Source organism: Pseudomonas sp. VI4.1 (assembly GCF_002029345.1).
Taxonomy (GTDB): domain Bacteria; phylum Pseudomonadota; class Gammaproteobacteria; order Pseudomonadales; family Pseudomonadaceae; genus Aquipseudomonas.
The window spans coordinates 19,526-31,546 of sequence record NZ_MULM01000179.1 but is presented as its reverse complement, the minus strand read 5'-3'; the positions used below and the strand labels follow the sequence as shown (position 1 = coordinate 31,546).

Here is a 12,021-nt window from a genome sequence, read left to right as displayed (position 1 = left end):
TCGTAGTGACAGCTCAATCATAGATATTAATTGATGCTTTTCAAGAAAATATTAGGTAAGAATCTTCTGATGATTTTGTCGGAGCAGTCCTACGTCTGCATGAATTTTGTAAGATCTGTCCGAAAAAATTCCAAAGATCATGGAAGAGCGTCTCACCAGGATTGGCGGATTAGGAGAGGGGGAAATTAAAATAAGAAGGGGCGCCGATTGACGCCCCTATCAAGCGGTGTTGTTAGCTGTTAGGCAACAACCGGCAAGTAATGCTCTTGATGTAACGCGTTTCAGCAATCGCCGGGTGAACCGGGTGATCCGGGCCCTGGCCGCCGCGTTCGAGCATCTGGATGTTGCGATCCAGGTGGCGGGCGCTGGTCAGCAGGATGTTCTGCAGATCGTCTTCCGGCAGGTGCATCGAGCACGAAGCGCTGATCAGGATGCCGTCCTTGCTGAGCAGGCGCATGGCTTGCTCGTTCAGGCGACGGTAGGCGCCTTCGCCGTTCTTCATGTCTTTCTTGCGTTTGATGAAGGCCGGCGGGTCGGCGACGATCACGTCGAAGCGTTCTTCGCTGGCTTTCAGTTCTTTCAGGGCTTCGAACACGTCGCCTTCGATGCAGGTCATTTTCTCGGCGAAGCCGTTCAGCGCGGCGTTGCGCTCGACGCCGTCGAGGGCGAAGGCCGAGGCGTCTACGCAGAACACTTCACTGGCACCGAACGCGGCGGCTTGCACGCCCCAGCCACCGATGTAGCTGTACAGGTCCAGTACGCGTTTGCCTTTGGCATAGGGTGCCAGGCGTGCACGGTTCATGCGGTGGTCGTAGAACCAGCCGGTTTTCTGACCTTGAATGACCGGCGCTTCGAATTTCACGCCGTTCTCTTCCAGCGCGACCCACTCCGGCACCAGGCCGAACACGGTTTCGACGTAGCGGTTGAGGCCTTCGGCATCGCGCGCGGCGGAATCGTTCTTGAACAGGATGCCGCTTGGCTTGATGACTTGAGTCAGCGCCGCGATCACGTCTTCTTTATGGGCTTCCATGGTCGCCGAGGCGATCTGGACCACCAGGATGTCGCCGAAACGGTCGACCACCAGGCCCGGCAGCAGGTCGGAATCGCCGTAGACCAGGCGGTAGAACGGCTTGTCGAACAGGCGCTCGCGCAGGGACAGGGCCACGTTCAGGCGGTGCACCAGCAGCGATTTGTCCAGCGGCAACTTGATGTCGCGCGACAGCAGGCGGGCGCAGATCAGGTTGTTCGGGCTCATGGCAACGATGCCCAGCGGCTTGCCGCTGGCGGCTTCGAGGATTGCCTGGTCACCGGGCTTGAAGCCGTGCAACGGCGTCGCGGCGACATCGATTTCGTTGCTGTAGACCCACAGGTGGCCGTTTCGCAGGCGACGGTCGGCGTTGGCTTTGAGGCGCAGGCTAGGCAGGGACATGACGTCGCTCCGGAAAAAAGAGCGGGAGTATAGCGTGTTGCGACTTGTGGCGGGCTGGGTGGCGATGAAACGCGGAAGACGCCTTCGCTGGCAAGCCAGCTCCTACAGGGTTTTGTGTTGACCACAATTCATCGGTACGCCGGCGATCATGTAGGAGCTGGCTTGCCAGCGAAGCGATTTCAGGCGCTACGCCGACTGTAAGTTCCTGCGATTGGCCCTCCGGTATGTCGGATCCAACTTCATAAAGGTTAGAATCGCCGCCTGACCCTGAGTGCATATATATGTTCCAAGAGCTGACCACCGAACAGATTCGACAGTCCCTGCAAGGCATCAGCGTGCCGGCCCAACCGCAAATCATGGTGGATTTGCAGATGGAGCAGTACATGCCCGACCCGGATCTGGACGTGATCGCCAGGTTGATCTCCCAAGACCCGGGCCTCTCCGGCTCGTTGCTGAAAATCGTCAACTCGCCGTATTACGGCTTGAGCAACAAGATCGCCTCGATCCAGCGGGCGGTGAATCTGCTGGGCAGCCGTTCGATCATCAACCTGATCAACGCGCAGTCGATCAAAGGCGAAATGAACGACGACACCATCGTCACCCTGAACCGTTTCTGGGACACCGCCCAGGACGTGGCGATGACCTGCCTGACCCTGGCCAAGCGCATCGGTGCCCAGGCGGGCGATGAAGCGTACGCCCTGGGCCTGTTCCACGATTGTGGCGTACCCCTGATGCTCCAGCGCTTTCCCGACTACATGAGGGTTCTGGAAGAGGCCTACGCCAGCGCCGGTGCCGAATGCCGGGTGGTGGACACCGAGAACCGGATGTTCAACACTAACCACGCAGTGGTCGGTTATTACACAGCCAAGTCCTGGCGCCTGCCGGAGCACGTGACCGCTGCCATCGCCAATCACCACAATGCCTTGGCGATCTTCACCGATGAGTCGTCGCGCAACAGCCAGCTGAAAAGCCTGCTGGGGATCCTGAAAATGGCCGAGCACATCTGTGCGTCCTATCGGGTGCTGGGCAACCAGGCCGAGGACCACGAGTGGAACAGCATAGGGCCGTTGGTGCTGGATTACGTCGGCCTCTCGGACTACGACTTCGAGACCCTCAAACAAACGATTCGCGACCTCGGCGCGCACCGCTGAGCGACAGCCTGATTCGAGAGCCCCATGCCTGAACTGCCGGAAGTCGAAACCACCCGCCGCGGGATTGCGCCACACCTTGAAGGCCAGCGCGTCAGCCGGGTCATCGTGCGGGAGCGTCGTCTGCGCTGGCCGATCCCCGAAGATCTCGATGTGCGGCTGTCCGGCCAGCGCATCGTGTTGGTGGAACGGCGGGCCAAGTACCTGCTGATCAATGCCGAAGTGGGCACGCTCATCAGTCATTTGGGGATGTCGGGCAATTTGCGACTGGTGGAAGCCGGCATGCCGGCCGCCAAGCATGAACACGTGGACATCGAGCTGGAATCGGGGCTGGCCCTGCGCTATACCGACCCGCGCCGGTTTGGCGCGATGCTCTGGAGTCTCGACCCGCTCAACCACGAATTGCTGATTCGCCTGGGGCCGGAGCCATTGACCGACCTGTTCGACGGCGAGCGCTTGTTTCAGCTGTCGCGCGCGCGCTCCATGGCGATCAAACCGTTCATCATGGACAACGCGGTCGTGGTCGGTGTCGGCAATATCTACGCCACCGAAGCGCTGTTCGCCGCCGGTATCGATCCGCGCCGGGAGGCGAAGAGCATTTCCCGGGCGCGCTATCTGAAGTTGGCGATAGAGATCAAACGCATCCTTGCACACGCCATCGAGCGCGGCGGCACCACATTGCGCGACTTTATCGGCGGTGACGGCCAGCCCGGTTACTTCCAGCAGGAATTGTTCGTTTACGGCCGCGGTAACGAGCATTGTAAGATCTGCGCAACGCAATTGCGGGAAGTCAAACTCGGGCAGCGTGCCAGTGTGTTTTGCCCGCGTTGTCAAAGCTGACAGGTCCTTGGGGCTATAGTCAGTACTCACTGCCTAGCCGAAGGACCGTGCCATGAACCTGTTTCGAACCCTTGTCGTCGTTCTGCTGCTGAGTCTCGGTACGCCCGTGCTGGCAGCGAACACCGGTAGCGGCGACCCGCGTTACACCATCCAGAATCCCCCGGCGTACGCCATGATCGGCGATTTGCTGATCGCCCGGCCCTTGCTGGTCGCGGCGACGGTGATCGGTGCCGGGGTGTTTGTGGTGTCGTTGCCGTTCACCGCGCTGGGGGGCGGTATTGGCGATGCGGGCCAGGCGTTGGTGGTCGACCCGGCGAAAGCAGCGTTTGTGCGGTGCCTGGGGTGTATCGGGGAGGGGTTTGAGCAGCGGGAGTGAGGTCAGTTGCATCTTTGGTGTGGCGGATGGCCTCTTCGTCGGAACGCCGCCCGGAGCAAGCCCGCTCCCACAGTGGATGTGTTGTGTTCACGCTGTCGGATTAACAACACAGATCCACTGTGGGAGCGGGCTTGCCCGCGAAGGGGCCCGCACAAACGCTACAAAAACCTCAGGCTCACGCCTTGCCGGTAATCTTGTGGTACTTCTCCATCAACTGCTCTTCAGTCTCCGGATGCGCTTCGTCCAGCGGAATGCAATCCACCGGGCAAACCTGCTGGCATTGAGGTTCGTCATAGTGGCCGACGCACTGCGTGCACAGGTTCGGGTCGATCACGTAGATCTCTTCGCCCTGGGAGATGGCGGCGTTCGGGCACTCAGGTTCGCAGACGTCGCAGTTGATGCAATCGTCGGTGATGATCAGGGACATGCTAACTCCAGCCAGGGCGGAATACCCAGGCGCAATAAATCAATGCGCAATTGTGCCGCATTGGCGCTGTAGGAGCCAGCTTGCTGGCGATGGACGTAAGGGTGCCGCGATCATCCAGGCAGCCTTCGTCATCGTTAATGTCCTTCGCGAGCAAGCTCGCTCCTACAGGTGTGCAGGTTACTTCTTGAAGCGTTCGGTCAGCGCGTCCGCCACCGCGGGGTGGACGAATTTGGTGATATCACCGCCCAAAGCGGCGATTTCACGCACCAGCGTCGAGGAAATGTACGAATACCGCTCGGATGGGGTCAGAAACAGACTTTCCACTTCCGGTGCCAGCTGGCGGTTCATGTTGGCCAGCTGGAATTCGTATTCGAAGTCCGAGACCGCACGCAAACCACGCAGGAACACGTTGGCGTTCTTCTCTTTGGCGAAGTGTGCCAGCAGCGATGAGAAGCCGACCACTTCCACGTTGGGCAAATGTTGAGTGACCTCGCGTGCCAGTGCCACACGCTGTTCCAGAGGGAACAACGGGTTTTTCTTGGGGCTGGCGGCGACGGCAATGATCACATGATCGAACAGGCGCGCGGCGCGTTCGACCAGATCGCCATGGCCCTTGGTAATAGGGTCGAAGGTACCTGGGTACAACACTCGGTTCATCGCGTCGTCCTGGCGGAAGTCCGTTGGGGACTCGGATGGTATCGCAGCCTTCCCGCTCGGCCAAGTCGGCTGTTGGGTAAGAAAGCACTATAGACGATCGCAATATTCTCCTTTTTCATGGGTTTTTCAAACGTTCGGCCAAGGAAGCGGCCAGTTGCGCCGTCAGCCCATAGACCGACAGTTGCGGGTTTGCGCCAATGCTGGTGGGGAACAGCGAGCCGTCATGGATCGACAGATTGCCTAGCTGATGATGTCGGCCAAGGCTATCGGTCACGGCGCTTTTCGGGTCTTCACCCATGGCACAACCGCCCATCACATGCGCACTGCCCAGCCGTGTGCGATACAGCTCAAGGCTCAAACCGTCGATCAGCGTGCGGGCTTCGGCCAGGGTCTTCACATAACGAGCGTCGGCGTGCATTGGCATCACGGCATTGGCGCCACCGGCGAACTGGATCTCGGCCATGCTGTGGAAAGCGCGGCGCAAACCGTCCCAGGCGTAGGGTGAAACCTGATAGTCGAGCACTGGCGTACCGTCACCGCGCAATTCGACGCTGCCGCCGGGGCTGTCCGGGTGAAAGCCGTCGCGCAGTAACGCCAACATCGCATGAGTGTGGGGCAGGTGCTCCATGTGCCGGGCGTTTTCCTTGCCGAAACCGCCGAGCAGGGTCGTGGCCAGCGCAGGATGCAGCGGTGGCACTTCCAGTTTGTAGGACATCTTGCCGGTGGTGCCGTCCTGCCACTGGAAATGGTCGGAGTAGATCGACTGCGGCGCGCCATAGAACGGATTGATCACCTCTTCGAACAGACCCGCGGACATGTTGACCAGGTGCAGGAACGTCCGTTGGCCCAGGCGCTTGTGCGGATCGGGCGCATCGGAGCGCAACAGCAGTGCGGGGCTGTTGATGCCGCCGCCGGCCAACACGTAATGCCGGGCCTTGATCGTGATAGTCCTGCCCGTGGGGGCGACGCAACGCGCGTCCATCGCCACGCATTGCAGGCCAGTGACCTTGCCGTCCTTGATCGAGAGTTTTTCGGCGCGGGCGAGGTAGAGCAGTTCGCCACCTTTTTCCAGGGTGGCGGGAATGGTCGTCACCAGCATCGATTGCTTGGCGTTGGTCGGGCAGCCCATGCCGCAATAGCCGAGGTTCCAGCACCCGCGCACGTTGCGCGGGATGACATGCCAGGCGTAGCCAAGCTTTTCGCAGCCCTTGCGGATCACGTCGTTGTTGGCATTCGGCGGAACCATCCAAGGCGCTACGCCCAGGCGTTGTTCCATTTTTTCGAACCAGGGCGCCATCTCCGCCGGGCTATGACCTTTGACCTCATGTTCCCTGGCCCAGTGCTCGAGTGTCGGGTCTGGCGTGCGAAAGCTTGAGGTCCAGTTGATCAGCGTGGTGCCGCCCACCGCCCGGCCCTGAAGAATGGTAATCGCGCCGTCCTTGCTCATGCGGCCGATGCCTTCCTGGTAGAGGCTGGTATACGCCTGGTCTTCGAGCATCTTGAAATCGCTGCTGGTCTTGAGCGGGCCTTCTTCGATCAGCAGCACCTTGTAGCCGGCGGCGCTGAGAATCTCTGCCGTGGTCCCGCCACCAGCGCCGCTGCCGATGATGGCCACGTCCGCTTCGAGGGTCAGGTCCTGGGTCAGTTGTGAACCGTTATAGGTTTTCCAGCCACGGGCCAGGCCTTCGCGGAAGGGATCGGGTACGGGCATGTACTGGCTCTCTTATTTGTTTTGGATTCGGTGGTGATGCGGCTGACGTCTTCGCGGGCAAGCCCGCTCCCTCAGGTTTTTGAGGTGGACGACCCTTTTGCAAACGACTCAAACCCTGTGGGAGCGTGGCTTGCCCGCGATGGGGTCGACTCGATCTCAGACCTTGGGCGGCCCCGGATACCCGCAATGCGCCCACGATTCCGCCCGGCTGTACCAAGCCATCATCACCAGTTGCTGCAACGAGCTATGCCCCATGCGCAGCAAACTCAAGGCGCTGCTTTCCCAGCGATCGAGAAATTCGCGGATGTCCTCGCCGCTGGCATTTTCCCAACTCCCCCAGATCCCGGTGAGCGGCCCGCGGGTCACGGTTATCCCCAGCACATCGAACAACTGTCGGGTCAGCTTGAGCATTTCCGGAGACAGGTGATTGAGGCCGTTATCCAGGCAGTGCAGGGTCTGGTCGACCGCCGCCGGCATGTTCTCGAGCGTTATGGCACCGTCGAGCATCACCGGAATCAACGCCCGCAGAAACAGCAGGTCACCGCTGCGCAGAATCGTGAAACCACTGGCCGAGGTGCTGGCGGAACAGCCGCTGAGGCTGGCACCAAGCCCGACCGTGGCCAGGAAGGCACTCGCCCCCAGGCTGAATTTAAGCAAACCGCGCCGTGACAACGCAGGTGTATCGGACAGGCTGAGGCTCATTATTGTGAGTGTCCGGCGCTGATGATCGTTAGCGAATAAACAGCTTCTGAATCAGTTTTTGAAGGGGTTTGCCATACGGCGGGTAGATCAGTTTCGCTGCGTTGAAACGCTGTTTGATCAGCACGCCCTTGGCCTTGCTGAAGGTCAGGAAGCCTTCGTGGCCGTGGTAATGGCCCATGCCGGAGGCGCCAATACCGCCGAACGGCATATCGTCCTGAGCGACGTGCAGCAAGGTGTCGTTCAGGCACACGCCACCCGAATGGGTTTCGTGAAGCACGCGGTTTTGCTCGCGCTTGTCGTAGCCGAAGTAATACAGGGCCAGCGGACGAGGTCTTTGATTGATGTAGGCAAACGCCTGGTCCAGATCCTTATAAGGCACGATCGGCAGCAGCGGGCCGAAGATCTCATCCTGCATCACCAGCATCTCGTCAGTGACGTTGAGCAGCAGGCTGTGGCTCATGCGTCGGCCCTGGCCCTGGTCGAACAAAGGAATCAGCAGCGCGCCTTTGCTGGTGGCATCACTCAGGTAGCCATTGAGCCGCTGCAGTTGTCGGTCATTGATGATCGCGGTGTAGTCCGGGTTGTCCGCCAGGGTCGGATAAAACCCGCGAACTGCCTGGCGATAGGCTTCGACGAAGGCTCCCACGCGATCTTCCGGCACCAGCACGTAGTCCGGGGCCACGCAGGTTTGCCCGGCGTTGAGCGTCTTGCCGAAAGCGATCCGTTCAGCGGCATCCTTGAGCGGCACATCGCGGGAGACGATGGCGGGCGACTTTCCGCCCAGCTCCAGGGTCACCGGTGTCAGGTTCTCGGCAGCCGCGCGCATCACCTGTTTGCCGACGCTGGTAGCGCCGGTGAACAGCAGGTGATCGAAGCGCAGCCGGGAGAAAGCCACGCCGATATCGGCTTCTCCCAGCACCACGCAAACCAGGTCCTGGGGAAAGATTCGAGCCAGCAGCTCCTTGAGCAGCAGACCGGTGGCCGGCGTCGACTCGCTTATCTTGAGCATCACCCGATTGCCCGCCGACAACGCGCCCACCAGCGGACCGATAGCCAGGTACAACGGGTAGTTCCACGGCACGATCACGCCGACCACGCCCAAGGGTTGATAAACGACTTTGGCCGAGGCAGGTTGAAAGGCAACGCCGACTTTGCGCCGTGACGCTTTCATCCAGTGTTTGAGGTGCTGGCTGGCGTAATGGATGCCGTGCAGGCTGGGCATCAGTTCGGCAAGCAGGGTTTCATCGGCGCTGCGATGGCTGAAGTCCTGGTCGATCGCGTCGATCAAGGCCTGGCGCTCATTGTTCAGCAGGTCCCGCAGCGCCTTGAGCCATTGCTGGCGTTGCGCCGCTGGCGGCATGGGGTTGCCGGCATACGCCGCACGTTGGGCGTTGAACAAGGCTTGGAGTTCTTCCAGTGGCTGCTGTAGGTTCTGCATGTAGGCGATGTCAGCAGTCATTGTCGGCTCCGGATTATTTTTTATTAGGAGCTTTTTAGAGTCTATACTCTATAAAGTCAAATGGCATCTGACGCAGCTTTGTTTTATCCGCGTCCGGATAGGTCGTAAGATGCCCGCCACCGCACTCTGAATTTAAGCTCAAGCCATGGCCCCCAGGATCAAAACCAGCGAGCGCATCGTGCAGAACAGCCTGGAGCTGTTCAATCAGCAGGGCGAGCGCAGTATCAGCACCAACCACATTGCCGCCCACATGGAAATTTCCCCCGGCAACCTGTACTACCACTTCCCTAACAAGCAGGCGATCATCGCCGTGCTGTTCAGCGAGTACGAAAGTCTGGTGGACAGTTTTCTGCGCCCGCCCCAGGGCCGTGCCGCGACAGTCGAGGACAAGCGTTACTACCTCCAGGAGTTGCTGGCAGCCATGTGGCGCTATCGGTTTTTGCATCGAGACCTCGAGCATTTGCTCGACAGCGATCCGGAACTGGCCGCCCGTTACCGACGTTTTTCCCAGCGCTGCGTGATTCAGGGATCGGCCATCTACAAGGGATTCGTCGAGGCCGGCATCTTGAAGATGGACCGGGTGCAGATCGAGTCGCTGACCCTCAACGCCTGGATCATCCTCACATCCTGGGTGCGTTTTCTGTGTACCACGCGAGAAAATTCCAATCACTTGAGCGAACAAGCGATTAAACGTGGTGTTTACCAGGTGCTGGTACTGGAAGCCGGCTTCGTCACGGATCAGTCCCGCGACGCGGTCAACGCGCTGTTCGAGGAGTTTTATGTGCCACTCGCCCAGGCACTGGAAGAAGTGGGATAGAAACAGCAACACGATCGACTACCGCCATCACAGGAGCCCGTTATGCCCATTGCGCAACTGATCAGCCCGCAAGCGTTGGACCTGAAAAAGGAGGCGCCAGGGCTGGTGATTCTGGATTGTCGTTTTGCCCTGGAAGACTTGGACTACGGCCAGCGCAGCTATGCCGAAGGGCATATTGCCGGGTCGAGCTTTGCCGATCTCGAGCGTGATTTGAGCGGGACGGTGGTCAAGGGGGTGACGGGTCGCCATCCGTTGCCTGAACCCGACGACTTGATCGAACGCCTGCAAGCCTGGGGCATCAACGCCGACAGCGATGTGGTTTTATACGACGACGGTCCCGGTGCCTTTGCGGCTCGCGCCTGGTGGTTGCTGGCCTGGCTGGGCAAGCGCGACGGCGTGTTTATTCTGGATGGCGGGCTCAAGGCCTGGCATGCGGCAGGGTTGCCGCTGAGTCTGGATGCGCCCGATAACGAACGCGGGACCTTCACCGGGGTGCCGGACAACGCGCTCATCCTGGATGCCGACGCACTTGCGCAACGTCTCGGCCAGCCAGCATTGACCTTGCTCGACGCCCGGGCCTTGCCGCGCTTCAAGGGCGAAGTGGAGCCGATCGACCCGGTTGCCGGGCACATCCCGGGCGCGCAATGTGCGGCGTTCACCGACAACCTGGGCAGCGACGGGCGTTTCCTGCCGGCCGATCAGCTCAAGCAGCGGTTTGCCGCGAAACTGGGTAATCGTTCACCGACTGATCTAGTGGCGTATTGCGGCTCCGGGGTGACGGCTTGTCACAACCTGTTCGCCTTGTGCCTGGCGGGTTATCCGCTGGGGGCGTTGTATGCGGGGTCGTGGAGCGAGTGGATCAACGATCCGGCGCGGGGCATCGCCACCGGCGAGTAAACGCACTGCGATATGCGCCGGGCCCGACGCCGTACACCTGCTTGAACTGCCGACTCAGGTGACTCTGGTCGGCGAAACCCAACTGCGTGGCCACTTCCAAAGGCAGGCAACCGCCCTGTAGCAACGCCCGCGCCCGGGCAATGCGCTGCTGCATCAGCCAGGTGTGCGGCGGCAAGGTGTCGGTCGGCAGTTCGAGCTCGGCCAGCAGCGAGAGAATCTGAGCGCTGTCGGGATAAAACGCCCGATACAACCAGCCGTCTTCCGTGCCTTTATGGCCGGTGTGCAGTTCATCCGGATTGATCAACACCAGTGTGCCGCTACCCGCCAGATGCTCGGCGCCACGGTAGCGATAACGCTGGGCACCCGCCATGATCATGCCGATCACATAGCCGTCATGCACGTGGGGCGCGAAGCGGTGCTCGATGTAGCGCGCAGACAACAATTCGACCCCGGCCAGCGGCGCCGTTTGCCAAAAATGAATCGACTCGCCTTGATCCGTATCCATCGGCTTACTCGCGACCCGCAGCGGTCAGCCACTGAGGAATGCGCCGTTCCAGGTAGTAGCCCGGTTGCCTGAACGAGCCATCGACGAAGCCGACATGCCCGCCCTTGGCTTGTAGCTCGAATTGGGTGCAGGCGGATAATTCTGCTGCGTGCGGCAGGCTATGCGGGAAGACAAAAGGGTCGTCAGCCGCCTGAATGATCAGGGTCGGCGTGCAAATCTCCCCCAGGAAATATCGGCTCGAAGCGCGACGATAATAATCTTCGGCATCGGCGAATCCGTGCAACGGCGCTGTCACCCGACCATCGAAATCCCAGAAGGTACGCATGTTTTCCAGCGAACCAAGGGCCGCCAATGCCGCCAGCCCGTCCTCGCGTTCGTCGTGCTGGAACTGCCGCTGCTTATTCTTGATGTAGGCCACCATCTCGCGCATGAAATGCGCCTGATAAATTTTCGAAAAACCTTGGCCAATACGATCGGCACATTGGTCCAGCCGAAACGGCACGGACACCGCGACTGCGCCGAGCACGCCGCTGTCCTTGCCGGTCTCGCCCAAATGCTTGAGCAAGACGTTGCCACCCAAGGAATAACCGACCGCGTACAGGGGGGCGAGCGGCCGTTTGGCCCGCAGGTGCCTGATGGTTTCGGCCAGGTCTTCGCTGGCGCCGGAATGGTAGCTGCGCGGGAGGAGATTGGGTTCGCCCGAACAGCCGCGCCAGTTCAGCGCGACGCTGGCCCAGCCCTGGATCGCCAGCGCCTTTTGCAATCCGGCCACGTAAGGCGAGTTCGCCGAACCGGTCAGTCCGTGCAACACCAGCACCAGTGGCGCATTGGCGCTGTGCGGGCCGTGCCAGTCCAGGTCGAGGAAGTCACCATCCTCGAGCCACAGGCGTTCGCGCTCGCGTTCGATATGGGTGGTTTTGCGCCAAAGGGGTCCCCACAAGGTTTGCAAGTGCGGGTTGCCCAGGCCGAAGGCGGGGATGAAGCGTTCTGACGGAAGGGACACGGTGGCTCTCGATGCAGCGGTGCGCAACCTGTGCGCACCTTATCAGGCCG

Annotated in this window: 13 protein-coding genes; 5 read left to right on the top strand and 8 right to left on the bottom strand. The window is 60.5% G+C overall.

What is annotated here, in order from left to right; all coding sequences use genetic code 11:
• Nucleotides 1–232: 232 nt before the first annotated feature.
• Nucleotides 233–1,429, bottom strand: coding sequence for a class I SAM-dependent rRNA methyltransferase (locus tag BZ163_RS27675; RefSeq protein ID WP_064680284.1), 1,197 nt, complete (start codon nt 1,427–1,429; stop codon nt 233–235).
• Between the two features lie 335 nt (nt 1,430–1,764).
• On the opposite strand from BZ163_RS27675, the gene BZ163_RS27670 reads away from it, so the two are divergent.
• From BZ163_RS27670 to BZ163_RS27660, 3 genes are read left to right on the top strand one after another with little or no spacing between them, the layout of a single operon-like run.
• Nucleotides 1,765–2,580, top strand: a complete 816-nt coding sequence (locus tag BZ163_RS27670; RefSeq protein ID WP_178084778.1) for an HDOD domain-containing protein — start codon at nt 1,765–1,767, stop codon at nt 2,578–2,580.
• A gap of 24 nt (nt 2,581–2,604) precedes the next feature.
• On the top strand, nt 2,605–3,417 hold the full coding sequence (gene mutM, locus BZ163_RS27665; protein ID WP_128873549.1) for a bifunctional DNA-formamidopyrimidine glycosylase/DNA-(apurinic or apyrimidinic site) lyase: 813 nt from the start codon (nt 2,605–2,607) through the stop codon (nt 3,415–3,417).
• Between the two features lie 52 nt (nt 3,418–3,469).
• Nucleotides 3,470–3,793: a multidrug transporter gene (locus BZ163_RS27660; RefSeq protein WP_128873548.1), complete on the top strand. Its 324-nt coding sequence runs from the start codon at nt 3,470–3,472 to the stop codon at nt 3,791–3,793.
• 175 nt (nt 3,794–3,968) lie between these two features.
• On the opposite strand, the gene BZ163_RS27655 is transcribed toward BZ163_RS27660, so the two are convergent.
• The 5 genes from BZ163_RS27655 to BZ163_RS27635 all read right to left on the bottom strand — a co-directional run bounded on the left by BZ163_RS27655 (nt 3,969) and on the right by BZ163_RS27635 (nt 8,749).
• The gene (locus BZ163_RS27655; RefSeq protein WP_128873547.1) at nt 3,969–4,220 is read right to left on the bottom strand and encodes a YfhL family 4Fe-4S dicluster ferredoxin; all 252 of its coding nucleotides are present in this window, start codon (nt 4,218–4,220) and stop codon (nt 3,969–3,971) included.
• A gap of 177 nt (nt 4,221–4,397) precedes the next feature.
• Nucleotides 4,398–4,877: a pantetheine-phosphate adenylyltransferase gene (gene coaD / locus BZ163_RS27650; RefSeq protein WP_128873546.1), complete on the bottom strand. Its 480-nt coding sequence runs from the start codon at nt 4,875–4,877 to the stop codon at nt 4,398–4,400.
• A gap of 115 nt (nt 4,878–4,992) precedes the next feature.
• Nucleotides 4,993–6,588, bottom strand: a complete 1,596-nt coding sequence (locus BZ163_RS27645) for a GMC family oxidoreductase (RefSeq protein ID WP_128873545.1) — start codon at nt 6,586–6,588, stop codon at nt 4,993–4,995.
• A 156-nt stretch (nt 6,589–6,744) separates the two neighbouring features.
• Nucleotides 6,745–7,290, bottom strand: a complete 546-nt coding sequence (locus BZ163_RS27640; RefSeq protein ID WP_128873544.1) for a twin-arginine translocation pathway signal protein — start codon at nt 7,288–7,290, stop codon at nt 6,745–6,747.
• Between the two features lie 28 nt (nt 7,291–7,318).
• Nucleotides 7,319–8,749: a coniferyl aldehyde dehydrogenase gene (locus tag BZ163_RS27635; protein ID WP_128873543.1), complete on the bottom strand. Its 1,431-nt coding sequence runs from the start codon at nt 8,747–8,749 to the stop codon at nt 7,319–7,321.
• Nucleotides 8,750–8,894: 145 nt separating this feature from the next.
• Between BZ163_RS27635 and BZ163_RS27630 the strand changes: the two genes are divergently transcribed.
• The gene (locus BZ163_RS27630) at nt 8,895–9,566 is read left to right on the top strand and encodes a TetR/AcrR family transcriptional regulator (protein ID WP_128873542.1); all 672 of its coding nucleotides are present in this window, start codon (nt 8,895–8,897) and stop codon (nt 9,564–9,566) included.
• A 42-nt stretch (nt 9,567–9,608) separates the two neighbouring features.
• Entirely contained in the window at nt 9,609–10,463 is an 855-nt protein-coding gene (locus BZ163_RS27625) for a sulfurtransferase (RefSeq protein WP_128873541.1), read from the top strand.
• On the opposite strand, the gene BZ163_RS27620 is transcribed toward BZ163_RS27625, so the two are convergent.
• Nucleotides 10,426–10,968, bottom strand: coding sequence for an AraC family transcriptional regulator (locus BZ163_RS27620; RefSeq protein WP_128873540.1), 543 nt, complete (start codon nt 10,966–10,968; stop codon nt 10,426–10,428). The genes BZ163_RS27625 and BZ163_RS27620 overlap by 38 nt on opposite strands.
• Nucleotides 10,969–10,972: 4 nt before the next feature.
• Nucleotides 10,973–11,971 carry a hydrolase gene (locus BZ163_RS27615; protein WP_128873539.1) on the bottom strand — a complete coding sequence of 333 codons (999 nt, stop codon included), beginning with the start codon at nt 11,969–11,971 and terminating at the stop codon, nt 10,973–10,975.
• Nucleotides 11,972–12,021: the final 50 nt, after the last annotated feature.